Here is a 21224-nt window from a genome sequence, read left to right as displayed (position 1 = left end):
GCTATTTTTAGATATGATAATATTTGTTAGGGTTATCAACCCAGAAAAAATTTGGAGGATTTGTTAAATGGCTAACAAACAAGATTTGATCGCAAAAGTAGCAGAAGCTACAGAATTGACTAAAAAAGATTCAGCAGCAGCAGTTGATGCTGTATTCGCAGCTGTAACTGAGTACCTTTCAAAAGGTGAAAAAGTTCAACTTATCGGTTTTGGTAATTTTGAAGTTCGTGAGCGTGCAGCACGTAAAGGCCGCAACCCACAAACTGGTAAAGAAATCAAAATCGCAGCTTCTAAAGTACCAGCTTTCAAAGCAGGTAAAGCTCTTAAAGACGCTGTAAAATAATTTTGGTTAATAAAGCCTGATACACTTGCCTCTGGCGAGTATGTCAGGTTTTTCTTTTTGCTTTCAGTTCTTGAGCTTAGCAAAGAAAGTTGGCTCTTCGAGAAAGTTCATTTATGTACTTCCTTGGAGTTTTTATTTTGCAAAGAAGTGAAGGAAATTGCCTCTAATCAAAAGAGAATGATAAAGGACAAACATTTTTAAAGACTTAAAATAAAAAGTTTAAAATTTTAGCAAAAGTGCTTTTAAATCATAGGTGTTTATGATAAAATGAAGGGAGCATTTCTTTTTGTGTAATGATTGCGAGATCATTGAAAAAGTTTAGGAGGTAAGAAATGAAATGGAAACCACTTCAGGGCTCATTGCGTCCTGTTAATCCTTATGGCAGCAAATTTCGCCTGCTGATGGGATTGTTTGTCGTTCTTTTTTCAATCTTTTTGCTCCCCATGCAGACATTGTCTGCCTTGGAGGAGCTGAAGGATGGAACGGATTTGTCCAAGTTGAATATTCATAAGTTTGACTTGAATGTTAACAATGTCAGTGTTCTTTCTAAGTCAGAGGCGATTGAACAGGTTCATCTGACTAATCCAAATTATGAGTATCTGGGAGCAGTTTATCCTGGAGAAATGGAAAATTTTACCATCAAAGTAGACAAGTCTCAAAAAGCAGATCAGGTCTTTAATAAGCCGCTTTCTCTTAAGTTCTCTAATGTTGGAACGGCTTATGGAAAACAAGTAGATGCCTATCTGACTTTTAATAAGGTAACACTCCACTATCTGAACTCATCTACAGCAGAAGCTCAGATGAATGATGCTCAAAAAAATGCAGTTGAATTTTTCTCTATTTCAGAGTTGTGGGAGAGAAGCGCTTTTGAGATTGGGAATATCCCATATGTGGATGCGGCCCATAATAACATTATGAACAAAGCTTTCTGGGTGGAGGCTGATGTTACAGCAGAGCTACGCTATGCGGATGGTTCGGATACAGATTTGAAGTTGGTTATGAAACCGACTGACATTGATGTAGTTGACGGCTTTGGTCTAAAAGAGTCTTTCTATATTAATGATTATAAAAATGCTGTTGATAAGCGTTTGATGAACAATGCCAATGCTTTGAATCAAACAGATCAGAGCGGTCGGACAATTTGGGAAGCAACGACTTCAACTAGCGGTGCTGCTAATGAAAACAACATCTCTGGTTTGGCCGTTCGTTCTGCAGATAACACGTTGAATTTCGGTTATTTATCAACAGAAGCTTGCTCGGCAGTCTTTGGTCTTTATATTGAAAAAGTTGATCCCAAGCCAGTCTTAGAAGTGGATCCAGTTAAGATTCCAGCTAAGGAAGGTCAAGAGGTGACTTATAAGGGAACCTTCAAGATTCCAGTTCCTGGTAAGGATATTTTGGCTACCCCGACTACTATTGAGATGACTGAAACCTTTGACGAGCGTCTGGATTACAAGGAGCTCAAGGTTGAGGCTGGCGGTAATGCCTTGCAGGAAGGTCGTGATTACACGATTGAAAAGAAAGGTCAGACCGTTATGGTCAAGATGACACCGGAGTATGTTAAAGCAAATTCTTCTCAGGATATTGTCATTACCTACAAGACTGCAACCAATCAAAAGGTAGCAGAAAAGGGTGCTGCAACGATTGCAAATACCGTGACTTTAAAAGTAGATAATCTTTCAGCACCATCTAATCAAGTTACTACTGACTTGCTCTATGAAAAGAAACATGAATTTGTCAGTGGCACTGCTGGTAAGGAACTCCCGCAGGAAATCAAAGACCTAACACCAGAAACAGAAAAGAATCTGGAGAATGGCACTAAGGCCACGCCGACACAACCGGCTAAGACGGAAGTGCAGACCGCCGATGGCACTTGGACCTTTAAGTCTTACGACAAGGCAGAAGAGACGATTAACGGAGCAGATGCGCACTTTGTTGGTACCTGGGAATTCACCCCAAATCCAACTTATAAGACGACACACGAGTTCGTTAGTGGTACAGCAGGTAAGGAATTGCCACAAGAAGTGAAATCCTTGCTTCCATCCGAAAAGCCTGATTTAGCAGATGGCACTAAGGCCACTCCAACCCAGCCGATGAAGACAGAAGTGAAGACCGCTGATGGTACTTGGACCTTCAAGTCTTACGACAAGGCAGAAGAAACTATCAATGGAGCGGACGCTCACTTTGTCGGCACTTGGGACTTTACACCAGCGCCAACTTATAAGGTGACCCATGAGTTCGTCAGTGGTACAGCAGGTAAGGAATTGCCACAAGCAGTGAAAGATTTGCTTCCAAGCGATAAATCTGATTTGGCAGATGGCACCAAGGCTACTCCAACACAACCAGTCAAGACGGAAGTGAAGACCGCTGATGGCACTTGGATCTTCAAGTCTTACGATAAGGCTGAAGAAACTATCAATGGAGCGGACGCTCACTTTGTCGGCACTTGGGACTTTACTCCAGCGCCAACCTATAAGGCTACCCACGAGTTTGTTAGTGGTACAGCTGGTAAAGACTTACCACAAGCAGTGAAGGATTTGCTTCCAGCAGACAAGCCTGATTTGGCCGACGGTACGAGAGCTACTTCAACGCAGCCAGTGAAGACAGAAGTGAAGGCCGCTGATGGCACTTGGACCTTTAAGTCATACGATAAGAACGAAGAGACCATTAATGGAGCAGATGCGCATTTTGTTGGTACATGGGACTTTACTCCAGCTCCAACCTATAAGGCAACTCACGAGTTCGTTAGTGGCACAGCAGGTAAGGAATTGCCACAAGAAGTGAAATCCTTGCTTCCATCCGACAAGCCTGATTTAGCAGATGGCACTAAGACCACTCCAACACAGCCAGTGAAGATAGAAGTTGAAACATCTGATGGCAGCTGGAGCTTCCAATCATATGACAAGAACGAAGCAACCATTAATGGTGCAGACGCTAAATTTGTTGGCACTTGGACGTTTGCGGCGAAGCCTAGTCCAGTACCAACTTACAAGTCTACACATGAATTTGTCAGTGGAACAGCAGGTAAGGAATTGCCACAAGCAGTGAAAGATTTACTTCCGGCCGACAAGTCTGATTTGGCCGACGGCACTAAGACCACTCCGACACAACCAGTCAAGACAGAAGTTGAAACATCTGATGGCACTTGGAGCTTCCAGTCATATGACAAGAACGAAGCAACTATTAATGGTGCAGATGCTAAATTTGTTGGAACTTGGACGTTTGTGGCGAAGCCTAGTCCGGCACCAACCTACAAGGCTACACATGAATTTGTCAGCGGTACAGCAGGTAAAGAATTGCCACAAGAAGTGAAAGCTTTGCTTCCAAGCGATAAATCTGATTTGGCAGACGGCACTAAGGCCACTCCAACCCAGCCATCAAAGACAGAAGTGAAAACAACCGAAGGTACATGGACCTTTAAGTCTTACGATAAGGCAGAAGAGACTATCAATGGAGCGGACGCTCGCTTTGTTGGAACATGGGACTTTACTCCAGCGCCAACTTATAAGGCTACTCACGAGTTCGTTAGTGGAACAGCAGGTAAAGAATTGCCGCAAGCAGTGAAAGATATACTTCCAAGCGACCAAGCAAACTTGTCAGATGGTACTAAAGCTACTCCAACACAGCCAGTCAAGACGGAAGTGAAGACAGCCGATGGCAGCTGGAGCTTCCAGTCATATGACAAGAACGAAGCAACTATTAATGGTGCAGATGTTCACTTTGTCGGTACTTGGACTTTCGCATCTGACTCAACTACGCTTACTGGCAGTGTGATCTGGATTGACAATGATAACGCTGCAGGTCGCCGACCAAAGAGTGTCCTTGTTCACTTACTCGCAGATGGACAGGATACAGGCATCAGCGTAACTGTTGATGAGGCGATGGGCTGGAAATACAGCTTTGAAAATCTGCCACGCTTCAAGGATGGAAAAGAAATCATCTATAGTGTCCGCGAGGACGAAGTGGAAGGCTACAGCAATCAAGCTGAAGGCATGAATGTAACCAACCGCTTGCTTGTAGATGCTCAAGTTAAAGAGATTGGCAAGAAACGAATTCTGCCTAAGACCGGCCAAGATACATCTATCTGGATGCTGATTCTTGGATTCTTGACTCTTGGAGGAGCAGTTGGCTTGACCAAACGTCAGTGTGACTAAGACCAAGCGTTAGTAAAAAGCTTTGAAAATCTAGAATATATGAAAAGTCTGTTATCTCAACTTTTGTTGGAAATAGCAGGCTTTTTATTTTTGGCAGGAAAATCAAGGCACTGATAGAATTAAAAAATTTTAGGTCTTATTTACAATCATTCTTAATAGCCAAGTAAGCCTAGTCATGGTATAATGGTAATGACTTAGATGAGAGGCTATAACGGAGTAAATAATGAAACAAGAACATCAGCATGACTTTGACCAAGTAATTGGCCATTTGCGCGCTAAGGGCGTGCGCATTACAGAAACGCGGAAGGCGGTGATTGACTATATTATCCAAAGTCATGACCATCCTAGCGCTGAAATGATATATCAGGACTTGAAGCCGAATTTTCCTAATATGAGTCTGGCAACAGTCTATAATAATCTCAAGGTTCTGATTGATGAGGGTTTTGTCGCTGAGCTCAAGGTTCGCAATGATACGACGACCTACTTTGACTTTATGGGCCATCAGCATCTCAATGTCATCTGTGAAAAATGCGGCCGTATCGCTGATATGGAGCTGGAACTTCCAGATGTGAAGCATGAGGCTGAAGTGCAGACTGGCTACCACATCACCCAAAGCCAAACGACTGTCTATGGACTATGCCCCCAATGCCAGCAAGAGGCGGTGTGACTGTGAGGATGATTAGCAGCTTTTTGGAGTCTAAAGACGAACAAAGTTGTGACTCGCTTCGCAAATTCAATCTGCAACTTCAAAGCAGTGCTTTGAGCCATCGGCTACTGCGCTAAGATTCTATTTCTAATAAAAAGCAAGGCTAGAACTTATGTCTCTTAGCCTTTTTCTATGTGTTTTAGCAAGTCATGTTCGCAGGACAAGGATATCATCTGAGCTTAGAGACATTGGTATCTAGTCAAGTATAGCACTTAGCAAGATCAGATATTTGGAGCACAACCCCTTATATACTTATGCTATTATTTTACAGGCCAATTCTCTTTTGATATAATGAAAGCAGAATAAAGCCTTGTACAAAGAGATTCAAAGAGTTCTGAAGGATTTACAATATAGATAAATTTGTCATAAGTCTGTAGTATTGAAATCTTTAAGGAGTATTACTTTGTGGGTAGGTTAGATTTTTAGGAGGTCTTATGTTCTGGTGGAGAAAGAAATGGTTGGATGAATTGCCAGACGGCGAAGAATCTCCTTTTTTTGAATGCCGACATCTTCTCTTTGAGGATGAGGCTGGCTATCCCATTTGTCCCTCTTGCAGCAAGCTAATAAAGAAAAATCTTCCTCAAAACAGTGTGGATCGCTCACGTCTTTATCTGATTTATCAAAAAGTGAAGCGAGTATGGAGTGTCAAAATTGGGATTACTTCAACACTGCTTATTATCATTCTATCTTATTGGTTGCCACAGGTTATAGGTGGCTGGTTTCTATGGACAGGCGACTATGGATTTAGTAGATTTATTCCTTCTAGTTCTCATAATCCCACCTTATTTAGTGTGACACTTTTTGGCTACATTCCCTTATTTATCCTTTTTGTAGCAAGAGAGCGTGTTAAGCGATTTTTTACCTTCTCTTTGAGGATTGAGCATTTTCATAAAATTCTTTATTCTTGGCCAGTTCAGCTTACTCTCTTTATCTTTGTTATCATCTTATTAAGTGCTTATATGCCTAAGTTTTACGAAATGGAAGGAGAATCGTTGATTGTCAAGCAAATTCAGCTAACTCCCGCCCAGCAGACTAAGGGAGTAGAGCTCTTTGTCTTTGTCAATATGCTTTGTAACTGGATAGTAGCAGGCTTGTTGGCCATTCATCAACTGATAGACAGGAGACGGACTTGGTGGCTTAAGGAAGCTAATGAGGCTTATCTGTCTGGCGGGTGCTAAGGCAAAGGTTTCTGCTAGGAAATACAAAAGCGCTTTCTTGCTGAAAAACGTCTGATTTGACGAAATAGGCTAGCTTTTTAGGCGAAAATTTTGTAAAATAGAATAGATAAACGGGGACTGCCTCGGAAAATAAAAGGAGAATCCATCTAATGGTAAAATTAGTTTTTGCTCGCCACGGTGAGTCTGAATGGAACAAAGCTAACCTTTTCACTGGTTGGGCTGATGTTGACTTGTCTGAAAAAGGTACACAGCAAGCAATCGACGCTGGTAAACTGATTAAGGAAGCTGGTATCGAGTTTGACCAAGCTTACACTTCAGTTTTGAAGCGTGCGATTAAGACAACTAACCTTGCTTTGGAAGCGGCTGATCAGCTTTGGGTACCAGTTGAAAAATCATGGCGTTTGAACGAGCGTCACTATGGCGGTCTGACTGGTAAAAACAAGGCAGAAGCAGCTGAGCAATTTGGTGATGAGCAAGTGCATATCTGGCGTCGTTCATACGATGTATTGCCTCCAGCAATGCCACGTGATGATGAATACTCAGCACACACTGACCGTCGTTATGCTTCACTTGACGACTCAGTAATTCCAGATGCTGAAAACTTGAAAGTTACGCTTGAGCGTGCCCTTCCATTCTGGGAAGACAAGATTGCTCCAGCTTTGAAAGATGGCAAAAATGTCTTTGTAGGTGCACACGGTAACTCTATCCGTGCCCTTGTGAAGCACATCAAACAATTGTCTGACGATGAAATCATGGATGTGGAAATTCCAAACTTCCCACCATTGGTATTCGAATTTGACGAAAAATTGAACGTAGTAAAAGAATACTACCTTGGAAAATAAGCTTAAAGGAATCTGAGATTATTCTCAGGTTCTTTGCTTTTCCAGAGAGGAAGAACAAGACTTTCTGTAAGCTTGGCTAGCAAGTCTTGTCGGTTCAGTGGTCTGACAGACTTTCTTTTAACTCGTCCATATTTTCAGATTTTCTATCAGTTTTGAAACATTCATCGAGCTGGATTTATGGTAAAATAAAGGTCAGAACTTTTACTAGAATGAGAGAGAAAATGGCAAGGAAGAAGAGAAAATTTGACAGTCATTCCATCACCAGAAGGCTTTATCTGCTGTTTGGAATCGTGATGCTTTTGTTTTTAGCCTTGATTGCCCGTCTAGGCTATATGCAGGTGGTCAATCAGGACTTTTACACGGATAAGTTGGCCAAGGCCAGCAAGACCAAGATTACCACTAGCTCAGTGCGTGGGCAGATTTATGATGCTACTGGCAAGCCCTTGGTGGAAAATACGACCAAGCAGGTGGTGACCTATACACGGGATAACCGGCTGACAGCTGGGGAGATTCGGGCCACAGCTCAAAAGCTCCTGACCTATGTCAGTGTCAGCGATACAGAGGTGACAGACCGCCAAGAGGTGGATTATTATTTGGCGGACAGCGCAGTCTATCAGGAAGTAGTAGAAAAGCTGCCCAAGGACAAGAAATTTGATACAGATGGCAACCGCCTGCCTGAATCCAAAATCTATAAGGCGGCAGCTGAGAGCATTGACCCTAAGCAGCTGGGCTATACGGATGAGGAAAAGAAGGCCATCGTTCTCTTTAGTCAGATGAATGCAATTTCCAACTTTGCAACGGGGACCATCCAGACAGATGCACTGACAACAGAGCAGGTGGCTGTATTGGCTTCCAGCAGCAAGGAGCTGCCAGGTATCAGTGTCTCAACGGGCTGGGATCGCAAGGTCTTGGATACCTCACTGGCTTCTATCGTGGGTAATATCTCGACAGAAAAGACTGGACTTCCGGCTGAGGAAGTGGATGATTACCTGAAAAAAGGCTACTCCCTCAATGACCGGGTGGGGACCTCCTATCTGGAAAAGCAGTATGAGTCAGTCCTGCAAGGCAAGCGAGCTGAGAAAGAGATTCATCTGGACAAAAATGGTAATATGGAGAGTGTGGAAAATATCTCTGACGGCAGCAAGGGCGACAATCTCAAGCTGACGGTGGATTTGAGCTTCCAGCAGGGAGTGGAGGACATTCTCAAAAACGCCTTTAATGCAGAGTTGGCTAGTGGCAATGCGACTTATTCTGAGGGTGTCTATGCTGTAGCTATGGATCCAAATACCGGCGCTGTCTTGGCTATGGCAGGCATCCAGCACGATCTGGAAACGGGAGAAAGCTCAGTCGATGCTCTGGGGACCATGACTAATGTCTTTGTTCCGGGATCTGTGGTCAAGGCTGCAACATTGACCTCGGGCTGGGAGAATAACGCCATTAGCGGCAACCAAGTCCTGACAGACCAGCCGATTAGCTTTGGGGGTACGGACAGTATCACTTCTTGGTTCACCCAGTATGGTTCACGTGCTATCACAGCACAAGAGGCTTTGGAATACTCTTCCAATACCTATATGGTGCAGGTGGCGCTGAAGATGATGGGAACGCCTTACTCAGCGGATATGAAACTGGATTTTGATGAGCTAGATCCGTCCATGAAAAAGCTGCGGTCGACTTTTGCAGAATATGGTCTGGGCACTTCGACAGGGATTGACCTGCCAAATGAGTCCACAGGCTATCTTCCAGACAAGTTTACCTTTGCCAACTATCTGACCAATTCTTTCGGCCAGTTTGACAACTATACGACGCTTCAGCTGGCTCAGTATGCCTCAACAGTAGCTAATAACGGCAAGCGTATAGCTCCGCATATTGTTGAAGGCATTTACGGCAACAGTGACCAAGGAGGACTCGGTGATTTGGTGCAGAAAATTGACACCAAGGAGCTGAACCAGGTTAATATCTCTGACGAGGATATGAGCATTATCAAGCAAGGCTTCTATCAAGTGGTTCATGGCAGCAGCGGCTTTACGACTGGCCGGACCATTTCCCAGGGAGAGAGCGTGCCAATCAGTGCCAAGACTGGTACGGCCGAGACCTTCGTGGACAAGGGCAAGAAAGAAGCCATCAATACCAATGTCGTGTCCTATGCACCGAGTGAGAAGCCGCAGATTGCGGTGGCGGTGGTGTTCCCTCACAATACGGACCTATCTTCTACTGTCAGCCACAGTATCACTCGTGATATTATCAATCTATACAATCAACAACACCCTATGAATTAGTGCTCAATGAAAATCATCAGCAAACATAGAAAGCTAAAGCTGTCAGTGCTCAAGTAGAGCAATCTGGTTTGAGGAGATTTTTTGAGAATAGAGAAAGGATTTTATGCTTTACCCAACCCCTATTGCCAAGCTGATTGACAGTTTCTCCAAGCTGCCCGGCATTGGCATTAAAACAGCCACTCGTCTGGCTTTTTACACCATTGGCATGAGTGATGATGATGTCAATGAATTTGCCAAGAATCTTCTGGCTGCTAAGCGTGAGCTGAGCTACTGCTCTGTCTGCGGCAACCTGACGGATGAAGACCCTTGTGCCATCTGTCAAGACCAGTCACGTGATCAATCAACTATTTTGATCGTTGAGGACAGCCGAGATGTGTCAGCCATGGAAAATATCCAAGAATACCATGGACTTTATCATGTCCTGCATGGCTTGATTTCGCCTATGAATGGCGTTGGACCGGACGATATCAATCTCAAAAGTCTGATCACTCGTCTGATGGATAGTGAGGTGACGGAAGTTATCGTCGCGACCAATGCGACTGCGGATGGCGAAGCGACTTCCATGTATATCTCACGGGTCTTGAAACCTGCTGGGATTAAGGTGACTCGCCTAGCACGTGGTTTGGCGGTTGGCTCCGACATTGAATATGCGGACGAGGTTACGCTGATTCGCGCTATCGAAAATCGGACGGAATTATAAACATCAAGGATTTTTCTGGCTCTAGCTGGCTGGAAGAGTCCTTTTTTCTGTTCAAAAATACTGGGAATTGTGATATACTAAAACGGACTGATACAGAAGCTCCTGCTTAGAAGAATCGACTAGCTAGGTAGATGCAAAACCAAGCTTTTGAACTTGATTCTTCTCGGGCTGGCAGCTTTTGTAAATTGTACTATTTTTAGAAAATGATAGGAAAAATCATGGCAAAACAAAGATTGATTTTATTGTATGGCGGACGCAGTGCAGAGCGGGAAGTTTCGGTTTTATCAGCTGAGAGCGTCATGCGGGCTGTCAATTATGATAGATTCTCGGTGAAGACTTACTTCATCACCAAGGATGGAGATTTTATTCAAACTCAGGAATTTGAAGCAACGCCAGCGGCTGATGAGAAGTTGATGACTAATGCCACAGTGGACATGTCTCGGAAGATTAAGCCCAGTGACATTTACGAAGAAGAAGCAGTGGTCTTTCCAGTCCTGCATGGTCCCATGGGCGAAGATGGCTCTATTCAAGGCTTCCTAGAAGTGCTCAAAATGCCTTATGTCGGCTGTAATATTTTATCTTCTGGCTTGGCCATGGATAAAATTACGACCAAGCGAGTGCTGGAATCGGCAGGTATTGCCCAAGTGCCTTATGTGGCGCTGGTCGATGGAGAGGATCTAGAGCAAAAAATCCAGGAAATCGAGGAGAAATTGACCTATCCAGTCTTCACCAAACCTTCCAATATGGGCTCCAGTGTAGGCATTTCTAAATCGGAGAACCAAGCAGAATTGCGTGCTTCTCTGGACCTGGCTTTCAAATATGACAGCCGGGTACTGGTTGAGCAGGGAGTAACGGCTCGCGAGATTGAGGTTGGGCTTCTAGGCAATGTGGATGTCAAGAGTACCCTGCCCGGAGAAGTCGTCAAGGACGTAGCCTTTTATGACTACGAAGCCAAATACATTGATAATAAAATTACTATGGATATTCCGGCCAAGATTCCAGAAGAAGTGGTGAGTTTGATGCGTCAAAATGCAGAGGCCGCTTTCCGAGCTCTGGGCGGTCTGGGGCTGTCCCGCTGTGATTTCTTCTATGCAGAAGATGGTCAGGTCTTCCTTAATGAGCTCAATACCATGCCAGGTTTTACCCAGTGGTCTATGTATCCACTACTCTGGGAAAATATGGGGCTGGCCTATCCTGACTTGATTGAGAAACTAGTTGGCCTAGCTGAAGAGGCATTTGCTAAGAGAGAGGCGCATCTTCTCTAAAATATGATATAATAGAGGGGCTGAAAATTTTCGGTCCTTTCTTTTTGTGAGCAAACCGAAAAACGAGGAAGAAGTATGAAATTAGATTTATATGAAATAGCAGAAGTCCTATCTGCGAAAAATGATGTGACTCAGTTTGAAAATGTTGCGCTTAGAAATGCTGAGTTTGACAGCCGTTTGATTGAGTCGGGTGACCTTTTTGTACCACTCAAGGGGGCGCGTGATGGCCACGAATTTATCCCAACAGCCTTTGCCCAGGGAGCTGCTGCCACCCTATCTGAGCGTCCAGTGGCAGAGGGGGCTTATATCTTGGTCGATGATGTCCTGACGGCCTTTCAGCGCTTGGCCCAGTATTATCTGGAAAAGATGCAGGTGGATGTGCTGGCGGTGACAGGTTCCAACGGTAAAACGACAACCAAGGATATGCTGGCACAGCTACTAACAACCACTTACAAGACCTATAAGACCCAGGGCAATTACAATAACGAAATCGGCCTGCCTTATACGGTTCTTCATATGCCTGAGGATACCGAGAAACTTGTCTTAGAAATGGGGCAGGATCACTTGGGCGATATCCATCTCCTGTCTGAACTTGCCAAACCTAAGACAGGCATTGTAACTCTGGTTGGAGAAGCCCATCTGGAATTTTTCGGCAGCCGAGCTGAAATTGCCCAAGGCAAGATGCAGATTGCGGACGGTTTGAGAAAAGATGGTCTCTTGATTGTTCCGGCAGATAAGATTGTCAATGAATTTCTGCCAGCAGACTGCAAACTGGTTCGCTTTGGTCCTGATGCGGATATCTTCCTGACGCGTCTGGAAGAGCGCAAGGACAGCTTGAGCTTTGAATGCAACTTTTTGGAGCAGAGGATTGACCTGCCTGTGACCGGTAAGTACAATGCGACCAATGCCATGATTGCATCCTATGCGGCTTTGCAGGAGGGTGTATCTGAGGCGGCTATTGCTCAAGCCTTTTCTGAGCTGGAGCTGACCCGCAATCGAACGGAGTGGAAGAAAGCTGGTAATGGCGCGGATATCCTATCGGATGTCTATAATGCCAATCCAACAGCCATGCGCTTGATTCTTGAGACCTTCTCGACCATTCCTGCTAATCCAGGCGGACGAAAATTAGCGGTGCTGGCGGATATGAAAGAGCTGGGAGCGGACTCTAAGTCCATGCATGGCTCTATGATTACCAGCCTCAATCCAGAAATTGTGACCGACCTTTTCCTCTATGGGCAGGATATGGAAGCCCTCTATGACTATGCCAAGGAGATTTACCCGCCAGGAAAGGTGCATTACTTTATCAAAAATGACGAGAAAGACCAGTTTGAACAGCTGAAACAAGCTGTCAGAGAGAAGCTGACTCCTGCCGACCAAATTCTTCTCAAAGGCAGCAATTCTATGAATCTGGCTAAGCTGGTAGAGGACTTGGAAGATGGAAACTAAAGAAATTGCAAAAACCATTCAACGTCTCCTTTCTATTACAGAGACAGGTCTAGCATTTAGTCGTGATGAATTTGATCGAGAGCGTTACTTAGAACTCCGTCAGCTTTTGGGACACCTCCTGGCTGATTGGTCAGATTTGGATGAGAAAGAATTGGCAGAGCTGTTGCGCCCAACGGATTTTTATGCCACTCCCTTGATTGATGTCCGAGCTGTACTGGTTCGAGACGGAAAAGTCTGTTTAGTCAAGGGTAAAAATGAGAAAACTTGGGCTTTACCAGGCGGCTTTTGTGAAGTCGGCCTATCTCCTAAGGAAAATATCGTCAAGGAAGTCCAAGAAGAAACGGGATTTAATGTTTCAGTTTCGCGTCTGCTTGCAATTTTTGATACTAATAAATTTCAATTTCAGAGTAAGCAATATGCTAAACTGGTCTTCGAGTGTCAGATAGAGGATGGAGATTTTCAGCCTAATACAGAAATAGAAGAGTTAGCTTTCTTTGATATCCAATCTTTACCAGAATTATCTTCTAAGCGGACGACAAAAGAACAGTTGGAAATCCTTTGGGAGATTTATCAAGGAGATAGAGGACAATATTTGGATTAGTTAAGTAAGTTTCTGGAATGCTTTTTGTCTGAAAATGCTAGAAATTATTGCAACAACAGGCAAACTCAACCTTGTTCAAACCTTATATTAGAATGGAAACCTAGGAGATGGGAATAAGAGATATGTTTACAACCTATAAAACCGAACCGCCTCAACTGGGGCTTTGGTATTTTGTTCTTTTGGGGCTTGTCTTTGCGATTATCTGGCTTTCCTATCGCTACTACAATCGGAAGCCTTACCAGCAGCTATTTGTCGGGATGCAAGCTTGCCAGCTGATAGGACTCTACTCTTGGTATATGCTGACTGCTGCCCCGCTGTCTGAGAGTCTGCCTTTTTATCATTGCAGAATGGCTATGTTTGCTTTGATGTTTCTGCCTAATCGCTCGGTGTATAAATTTTATTTTGCACTTTTGGGGACTTTTGGCTCGATTGTAGCCTTTATTTATCCGATTTTTGATCCTTACCCTTTTCCCCATATCACTATTTTGTCCTTTATCATCGGCCATCTAGCGCTTTTGGGAAATTGTTTGATTTATCTTTTCAGATATTATCATACTTTCTCTATGAGCTGGCAGCGAGTGGTGTGGACGACCTTTCTGATGAATGCTTTTTTGCTTGTTATCAATATGTTGACAAAGGGTTCTTATGGATTTCTCACAGATCCGCCGCTTGTTGGCAATCACGGACTCTTGCTCAATTATCTGCTTGTCTCAATCGTCTTAAGTGCAGCAGTCTGTTTGGTTTCTGATATTTTTAAGCGCGTGGAGCAGACCAAGACAGTCACCCTAACTTAATTATCTCATGGAGGATTTATGGAAGATTTTTTAACTACGACAAAAACGGTGGCACCGCCTATCTCGATTTTATGGTATGCTGTGATGATTGCTCTGGTCTTGCTGTCTATTTGGAGCTCGCTCAAATACCATGATAATCCGCGTTTTGTCAAGGCTTTTAAGTGGATTCAGATTGCCCAGCTGCTGATGCTTTATAGCTGGTATTTTGGTTTTCGGATTCCCTTTACCAACAGCTTACCCTTTTATCATTGCCGCCTGGCTATGTTTGCGGTGGTCTTTCTGCCAGACAAATGGCGCAGCAAGCAGTATTTTGCTTTATTAGGAGCCAGCGGAGCGGTCTTTGCCTTGGGCTATCCAGTCTTTGACCCCTATGATTTCCCGCATATTACAAGCTTTTCTTTCCTGATTGGCCACTATGCCCTCTTGGTTAATTCCTTGATTTATCTGATGAATCACTACGACAAGACCCTGCTCAAGAAATATATGATTGTAGCTTACACCTTTGGGCTCAATCTTTTCCTAGTCGGCGTTAATCAAGTGACCGGAGGTAATTACGGTCTGCTAAAAAGCCCGCCTTTTATCCCTAACGCACCCCTATGGATAAAGTATCTTCTTGTGTCGGTCATCCTTTCTCTGGCTCTGGTTCTCTTTGACATATTGTTTAAGATACGGTGGAAAAAGCAGTTAAGTTTGGTCCGCAGTTAATTCATCTCAAGTTTACAATTCCTGTCAAGTTAATGTGGCAGGATTTTTCTTAAATTAGAAAGTTTAATTATGACTTGCCTTGTTTGTAGTAACAAATGAACTGTTTGTCTATCAACTCTTTGAGCTGGTCGAGCTAGACGCTTTGTTCGTGAAATGAAATGCTTCAAATTTTGGGATTTCTTAAAGCTAACGGACAAAGGGAAGGAGACTTTGTCCTCTATCTCTTGAAACGGAATAAGGCCATTTTTCCATGACAGCTGAAGAGAAAGAAGAACTGGAAATCAGAAAATTGCCTGCTCTATTTACTAGTTTTAATCTTCATCTTTGCAGTTTTCCTCTTTAACAGTGTCATTGTTAGATTTTAAAGGAAATTTAGTTGACATGGGAGAATAGAATCGCTCGAAAGGGCGATTTTTATCTTCTTTAGATCATTGAAAAAAAGCGCTAAATCCGCTATAATAGGTAGGTTGAAAGGATTGAAATACTCCGATGTAAAATAAAAAATACTAAGATTCACCATTATCCTAAATAAAAGAAAGAGAAGAAAATGACTTTACAAGAAGAAATTAAGAAACGCCGGACCTTTGCCATTATCTCCCACCCGGACGCGGGGAAGACGACCATTACGGAGCAGTTGCTCTACTTCGGAGGCGAGATTCGTGAGGCTGGGACAGTCAAGGGGAAAAAGACGGGTAATTTTGCCAAGTCTGACTGGATGGATATTGAGAAGCAGCGGGGGATTTCAGTGACTTCCTCTGTCATGCAGTTTGACTACGATGGCAAGCGGGTCAATATCCTAGATACGCCTGGACACGAGGACTTCTCAGAAGATACTTATCGGACCTTGATGGCGGTGGATGCTGCGGTCATGGTTATTGACTCGGCTAAGGGTATTGAGGCCCAGACCAAGAAGCTCTTTGAGGTTGTCAAGCATCGTGGTATTCCAGTCTTCACTTTTATGAATAAGCTGGATCGTGATGGTCGCGAGCCCTTGGATTTGTTAGAAGAACTAGAAGATATTTTGGGCATTGCCAGCTACCCGATGAATTGGCCGATTGGCATGGGCAAGAGCTTTGAAGGTCTTTATGACCTCTACAATGAGCGCCTGGAACTTTATAAGGGCGAGGAGCGCTTTGCAACTCTGGCAGAAGGCGATCAACTGTTTGCTTCTAACCCTTTCTATGAGCAAGTTAAGGAAGATATTGAGCTCTTGAGCGAAGCTGGAAATGAATTCTCAGAAGAAGCGATTTTGGAGGGCAAGTTGACACCTGTTTTCTTTGGCTCAGCCCTGACCAACTTTGGCGTCCAGACATTCCTGGAAACCTTCCTCAAGTTTGCTCCGGAACCGCATGGCCACAAGAAGACAGATGGCGAGGTAGTCGAGCCACTCAGCCCAGACTTTTCAGGCTTTGTCTTTAAGATTCAGGCCAATATGGATCCGCGCCACCGCGACCGCATCGCCTTTGTTCGTATCGTTTCAGGCGAGTTTGAGCGCGGTATGAGTGTCAACCTGCCTCGCACTGGCAAGTCCGCCAAGTTGTCCAATGTTACCCAGTTTATGGCTGAGAGTCGGGAAAATGTGACCAATGCTGTAGCTGGTGATATTATCGGGGTTTATGATACGGGGACTTATCAGGTCGGCGACACCCTGACTGTAGGTAAGAATAAATTTGAATTTGAGCCTCTACCAACCTTTACTCCAGAGATCTTTATGAAAGTTTCGGCTAAGAATGTCATGAAGCAAAAATCCTTCCATAAGGGGATTGAACAGCTGGTACAAGAGGGAGCCATCCAGCTTTATACCAACTACCAGACGGGCGAGTACATGCTGGGCGCTGTCGGTCAGCTTCAGTTTGAAGTCTTCAAGCACCGCATGGAAAATGAATACAATGCTGAAGTGGTCATGAATCCTATGGGCAAAAAGACAGTCCGCTGGATTTCACCAGATGATTTGGACGAGCGTATGTCTTCTAGCCGTAATATCCTAGCCAAAGACCGCTTTGATCAGCCAGTCTTCCTCTTTGAAAACGACTTTGCCTTACGCTGGTTCGCGGACAAATATCCAGATGTTAAATTGGAAGAGAAGATGTAACTCAGTACCAATAATTGGAACTAAAGTTCCTAATTGTTGGACGCTAGGTGCTATTGTATAGACTAGCTAACTGCCTTACTAACTCATCGGCGAAAAAATAATCGTTTTCGCCTCTTCGTGTCGTAGTGAATGGGATTGTTATGATTGTATAACAAACTAAAGTTACTAATGCAGAGTTCTGTTGGCCCCTTGCTAGCCACTTGACTAATCTCGTCAGACGAGGCAGTTGATTTGATTGGTTTTGTGCTCCGACATTGCATATTTACTTGCAGGAAGAGTTTATGAAGTTTGGTGCTAGTTTATTAGAGAATCATTCTACCTCATAGAAAGGAGCTCCATGTTTCTGGAAAGAAAACTAAAAGATCAGTCTGTCTGGATCAACATTGACTCAGATAGTTTCAAAAAGAACGCCCGGATTTATCAGGATTATGAGATTGATAAAGAGACCATCGAGTATGCGCTTGATAAGAACGAGCGGGCTCACATGGACTACAATCGTGAGAATGGAACAGTTGTCTTTATCTACAATGTCCTTAATCTAGCGACAGATAAGGAATATTATGAAACGATTCCCATGACCTTTGTAGTGCAGCAGGGGCGGCTCATTACTATCAGCAACCAAGACAATGCCTATGTTGTGGACATGATGAAAGCCTATACTGAGTGCCATGAGCCAGTATCGGTCTATAAGTTTCTCTTTGCTAGTCTAGAGTTAATCTCCAATTCTTACTATCCGGTTGTTGAGCGGATGGACAAGCGTAAAGATGAGATTAATGCTCTCCTGCGTCAGACAACTACCAAAAAGCATCTTTTTGCTCTGTCTGACTTGGAAACTTCTATGGTCTATCTAGTTGCTGCAGCTAAGCAGAATCGCATGCTCCTAGAGCATATCAAAAGTCATGGCATTTACCGCCGTTTTGATGAATTAGAAACCGAGCAGTTTGAGGATGCTATGATTGAGGCTCGTCAGCTCGTTTCGATGACTGATCTGATTGCTCAAGTTCTCAGCCAGCTCTCTGGCTCCTACAATAATATCCTGAATAACAATCTGAATGACAATTTGACGGTCTTGACCATTATTTCGGTCCTTTTGGCAGTACTCGCAGTTATCACGGGTTTCTTTGGTATGAATGTTCCTCTGCCCTTGTCTAATGATAAAAACGCCTGGATTTATATTGTTGTCATTAGTTTGATCATCTGGGGACTTCTAACCAAGCTTCTTAAATGGTTAGCCAATAAGAAGTAAGCATTTGAAATTATTTTACCTATAACAAGCACCGAGAATGGTGCTTGTTTTTTCGTGCTTGGGAAAAATAATCATTAGTACAGTTTGCCTATATTTAAAAAACTGTTATTTTATGTTATAAAATATAACATAAAAATTATAATTTTTATTGCATAAAATTTCATAATAAAGTATAATATAAAACAATTTAAAATAAGTGAGGGGTAGAAATATGGCAGAATACCTAAACGATTTAAATTACAAAGGTAAAATATACCAATACATAGACCTTGGGAAAGCCTCGGCTCTACTAGGAGGGGATATAGAAAAACTTCCTTATTCTATACGAATATTATTAGAAAGTGTTCTTCGTAAGGAAGATGGTGTTGACGTAACAAAAGATAACATTAGCTCTTTAATGTATTATCAAGCTAAATCACCAAGCGGAGAAGTTCCTTTTAAGCCTAGTCGAGTCATTCTCCAGGATTTTACAGGTGTTCCTGTCGTAGTGGATTTGGCTAGTATGCGCGATGCTATTGTCGGGCAGGGAGGTCAAGCCGATCAGATTAATCCAGAGATTCCGGTTGATTTAGTTATTGATCACAGTGTTCAGGTGGACTTTTATGGCTGTGATACAGCTTTAGAGGCCAATATGAACCAAGAGTTTGTCCGTAACAATGAGCGCTACGAATTTCTCAAGTGGGCAGAAAAATCGTTCGATAATTATCGTGCGGTTCCCCCTGCTACTGGGATTATCCATCAGGTCAATATCGAATTTCTCAGTGATGTCATCATTGAAAAGGATGGCCAACTCTATCCGGACAGCATGTTTGGTACGGACAGTCATACGACTATGATTAATGGGATCGGTGTTCTGGGCTGGGGAGTCGGTGGGATTGAGGCCGAGGCTGCCATGCTGGGTGAGGCTTCATATTTCCCAGTTCCTGAGGTGATTGGTGTTCGCCTCTTGGGCAACCTACCTAAGATTGCGACAGCGACGGATTTGGCTTTAAGGGTCACGCAAATCTTGCGGCAGGAAAATGTTGTTGGTAAATTTGTCGAGTTCTTTGGGCCTGGTTTGTCTAATTTAAGTCTGGCTGACCGGGCAACAGTGGCCAATATGGCGCCGGAATACGGAGCTACCTGTGGGTATTTTCCAATTGATGAAGAAACGCTCAATTACATGCGTCTGACCAATCGGTCAGAAAATCATATCGAGCTGACCCGTCTCTACGCTCAAAAAAATCACCTCTTCTATGATGAAAAGGTTGAGCCGAACTATACCAAGGTAGTCGAAATTGATTTGTCCAACATTGTGCCAAGTATCTCAGGACCCAAGCGGCCCCAGGATTTGATTGAATTAACAGCTGCTAAGGAGGAGTTTCAAGCTAGTCTAGTCAGAGAAGCGGGGGTCCGAGGCTTTGGTTTAGATGAGAGCGAGCTGGAAAAGTCTGCAGTGGTCCAATTTTCTGATCATGAGGAGACGATTAAGACCGGTCATGTGGCTATCGCTGCCATTACTAGCTGTACCAATACATCCAATCCCTATGTCCTGATGGCGGCGGGGCTTTTGGCCAAGAAAGCAGTAGAAAAAGGCTTACGGGTTTCAAAGACAGTTAAGACTTCTTTGGCTCCCGGCAGCAAGGTGGTCACAGGCTATCTCAAGAAGAGTGGTCTTCAGTCCTATCTGGATCAGCTTGGTTTCAATCTTGTCGGCTATGGCTGCACCACTTGTATTGGAAATTCAGGAGATCTCCGACCGGAAGTGGCTCAGGCGATTACGAATACTGACTTGCTGGCTAGTGCTGTTCTTTCAGGAAATCGGAATTTTGAAGGACGGATCAATCCATTGGTCAAGGCCAATTTCCTAGCTAGTCCGCCCTTGGTAGTTGCCTATGCTCTGGCTGGAAATACCAATATCGATCTGACTAGTGAGCCGTTGGGTTATGATCAAAAGGGGCAACCTGTTTATTTGATGGATTTGATGCCGGAGCACGACTTGGTTGCAGACTATGTTCAAAAATATGTGACGCGCCAGCTTTTTGAAAAAGAATATGCTCATGTGTTTGATGACAATGAAAAATGGAATCAGATTCCGACAGCCTCTTCTCAAAATTATCAGTGGAACCAGGCTTCGACCTATATTCAAAATCCACCTTACTTTGATGGCTTAGCTGATGATTTAGCCATTCAGCCACTGAAAAATCTTGCTGTGCTGGCAAAATTTGGGGATACGGTGACGACAGACCATATCTCCCCAGCAGGAAATATTGCCAGAAACAGCCCAGCAGCTTCCTATTTGATGGAGCATGGAGTGGATTACCAAGAGTTTAATTCTTATGGCAGCCGTCGGGGCAATCATGAGGTCATGATGCGGGGGACTTTTGCCAATATTCGGATTAAAAATGAATTGGCGGATGGGAAAATTGGTGGTTACACAGATTATAAAGGAGAGTTGCTATCCATTTATGAGGCGGCCATGCGCTACAAAGAGGAGCAAATTGGCACCATTGTCCTAGCTGGCAAAGACTACGGTATGGGGTCCAGCCGTGATTGGGCAGCTAAGGGGGCTAATCTTTTGGGTGTCAAGGTGGTGCTGGCAGAGAGTTTTGAGCGTATCCACCGGTCCAATCTGGTCATGATGGGTATTATTCCTCTGCAGTATCTAGAGGGTGAAAATGCGGCTAGTCTGGGTTTGACAGGTAAGGAAAGTTTCGACATCAATCTGCCACAGGACCCACAAGTTGGTCAGCTAGTTGATGTAGTAGCTCGAAAGGGTGCTGAAGAAATAGCTTTTCAAGCTCGGCTGCGCTTTGATGCAGAGGCGGATATTCGTTACTACGAAAATGGAGGAATTTTACCCATGGTCGTTAGAAAGAAATTAGAGGAGGTGTGAG

The 21224-nt window shown here is 43.9% G+C and carries 15 protein-coding genes; all 15 read left to right on the top strand.

Going from position 1 to position 21224, the window contains the following annotated elements:
• Positions 1-67: 67 nt before the first annotated feature.
• On the top strand, positions 68-343 hold the full coding sequence (locus DQM55_RS08305) for an HU family DNA-binding protein (protein ID WP_002896125.1): 276 nt from the start codon (positions 68-70) through the stop codon (positions 341-343).
• 332 nt (positions 344-675) lie between these two features.
• Entirely contained in the window at positions 676-4497 is a 3822-nt protein-coding gene (locus tag DQM55_RS08300; RefSeq protein ID WP_009659934.1) for an LPXTG-anchored SHIRT domain periscope protein, read from the top strand.
• A gap of 223 nt (positions 4498-4720) precedes the next feature.
• Positions 4721-5164: a Fur family transcriptional regulator gene (locus DQM55_RS08295; protein WP_002896119.1), complete on the top strand. Its 444-nt coding sequence runs from the start codon at positions 4721-4723 to the stop codon at positions 5162-5164.
• Positions 5165-5637: 473 nt separating this feature from the next.
• Entirely contained in the window at positions 5638-6381 is a 744-nt protein-coding gene (locus tag DQM55_RS08290) for a hypothetical protein (RefSeq protein WP_009659913.1), read from the top strand.
• A gap of 149 nt (positions 6382-6530) precedes the next feature.
• Positions 6531-7223, top strand: coding sequence for a phosphoglycerate mutase (locus DQM55_RS08285; protein WP_002896114.1), 693 nt, complete (start codon positions 6531-6533; stop codon positions 7221-7223).
• Positions 7224-7432: 209 nt separating this feature from the next.
• Entirely contained in the window at positions 7433-9499 is a 2067-nt protein-coding gene (gene pbp2b / locus DQM55_RS08280) for a penicillin-binding protein PBP2B (RefSeq protein WP_111676131.1), read from the top strand.
• A gap of 103 nt (positions 9500-9602) precedes the next feature.
• Positions 9603-10199, top strand: coding sequence for a recombination mediator RecR (gene recR / locus DQM55_RS08275; RefSeq protein WP_002897999.1), 597 nt, complete (start codon positions 9603-9605; stop codon positions 10197-10199).
• A gap of 218 nt (positions 10200-10417) precedes the next feature.
• Positions 10418-11464: a D-alanine--D-alanine ligase gene (locus DQM55_RS08270; RefSeq protein WP_172454749.1), complete on the top strand. Its 1047-nt coding sequence runs from the start codon at positions 10418-10420 to the stop codon at positions 11462-11464.
• A 75-nt stretch (positions 11465-11539) separates the two neighbouring features.
• Positions 11540-12910 carry a UDP-N-acetylmuramoyl-tripeptide--D-alanyl-D-alanine ligase gene (locus DQM55_RS08265; protein WP_111676127.1) on the top strand — a complete coding sequence of 457 codons (1371 nt, stop codon included), beginning with the start codon at positions 11540-11542 and terminating at the stop codon, positions 12908-12910.
• The gene (locus tag DQM55_RS08260) at positions 12900-13511 is read left to right on the top strand and encodes an NUDIX hydrolase (protein ID WP_002907020.1); all 612 of its coding nucleotides are present in this window, start codon (positions 12900-12902) and stop codon (positions 13509-13511) included. The genes DQM55_RS08265 and DQM55_RS08260 overlap by 11 nt, the downstream gene beginning before the upstream one ends.
• A 107-nt stretch (positions 13512-13618) precedes the next feature.
• The gene (locus DQM55_RS08255; protein ID WP_002907018.1) at positions 13619-14305 is read left to right on the top strand and encodes a YwaF family protein; all 687 of its coding nucleotides are present in this window, start codon (positions 13619-13621) and stop codon (positions 14303-14305) included.
• An 18-nt stretch (positions 14306-14323) separates the two neighbouring features.
• Positions 14324-15010 (top strand): YwaF family protein, encoded by a 687-nt coding sequence (locus DQM55_RS08250; protein ID WP_002907017.1) that lies wholly within the window; start codon positions 14324-14326, stop codon positions 15008-15010.
• A 547-nt stretch (positions 15011-15557) separates the two neighbouring features.
• Positions 15558-17102: a peptide chain release factor 3 gene (locus DQM55_RS08240; protein ID WP_002897991.1), complete on the top strand. Its 1545-nt coding sequence runs from the start codon at positions 15558-15560 to the stop codon at positions 17100-17102.
• A gap of 337 nt (positions 17103-17439) precedes the next feature.
• Complete coding sequence (locus DQM55_RS08230) at positions 17440-18348, top strand: magnesium transporter CorA family protein (RefSeq protein WP_002907013.1); 909 nt, start codon at positions 17440-17442, stop codon at positions 18346-18348.
• Positions 18349-18559: 211 nt separating this feature from the next.
• Positions 18560-21223, top strand: coding sequence for an aconitate hydratase AcnA (gene acnA, locus DQM55_RS08225; RefSeq protein ID WP_111676125.1), 2664 nt, complete (start codon positions 18560-18562; stop codon positions 21221-21223).
• Position 21224 lies beyond the last annotated feature (1 nt).

This window comes from Streptococcus sanguinis (assembly GCF_900475275.1).
In the GTDB taxonomy this organism is placed as follows: domain Bacteria; phylum Bacillota; class Bacilli; order Lactobacillales; family Streptococcaceae; genus Streptococcus; species Streptococcus sanguinis_N.
Note: the sequence above shows the minus strand (reverse complement) of the source record. Positions and strands in the feature narration are given on the sequence as shown.

Coding starts and splice junctions, on each gene's coding strand:
- DQM55_RS08260 (WP_002907020.1), top strand. CDS start 12,900: ATGGAAACTAAAGAAATTGCAAAAACCATTCAACGTCTCCTTTCTATT.
- DQM55_RS08290 (WP_009659913.1), top strand. CDS start 5,638: ATGTTCTGGTGGAGAAAGAAATGGTTGGATGAATTGCCAGACGGCGAA.
- DQM55_RS08270 (WP_172454749.1), top strand. CDS start 10,418: ATGGCAAAACAAAGATTGATTTTATTGTATGGCGGACGCAGTGCAGAG.
- recR (WP_002897999.1), top strand. CDS start 9,603: ATGCTTTACCCAACCCCTATTGCCAAGCTGATTGACAGTTTCTCCAAG.
- DQM55_RS08230 (WP_002907013.1), top strand. CDS start 17,440: ATGTTTCTGGAAAGAAAACTAAAAGATCAGTCTGTCTGGATCAACATT.
- DQM55_RS08255 (WP_002907018.1), top strand. CDS start 13,619: ATGGGAATAAGAGATATGTTTACAACCTATAAAACCGAACCGCCTCAA.
- DQM55_RS08285 (WP_002896114.1), top strand. CDS start 6,531: ATGGTAAAATTAGTTTTTGCTCGCCACGGTGAGTCTGAATGGAACAAA.
- DQM55_RS08250 (WP_002907017.1), top strand. CDS start 14,324: ATGGAAGATTTTTTAACTACGACAAAAACGGTGGCACCGCCTATCTCG.
- DQM55_RS08240 (WP_002897991.1), top strand. CDS start 15,558: ATGACTTTACAAGAAGAAATTAAGAAACGCCGGACCTTTGCCATTATC.
- DQM55_RS08265 (WP_111676127.1), top strand. CDS start 11,540: ATGAAATTAGATTTATATGAAATAGCAGAAGTCCTATCTGCGAAAAAT.
- DQM55_RS08300 (WP_009659934.1), top strand. CDS start 676: ATGAAATGGAAACCACTTCAGGGCTCATTGCGTCCTGTTAATCCTTAT.
- DQM55_RS08295 (WP_002896119.1), top strand. CDS start 4,721: ATGAAACAAGAACATCAGCATGACTTTGACCAAGTAATTGGCCATTTG.
- pbp2b (WP_111676131.1), top strand. CDS start 7,433: ATGAGAGAGAAAATGGCAAGGAAGAAGAGAAAATTTGACAGTCATTCC.
- DQM55_RS08305 (WP_002896125.1), top strand. CDS start 68: ATGGCTAACAAACAAGATTTGATCGCAAAAGTAGCAGAAGCTACAGAA.
- acnA (WP_111676125.1), top strand. CDS start 18,560: ATGGCAGAATACCTAAACGATTTAAATTACAAAGGTAAAATATACCAA.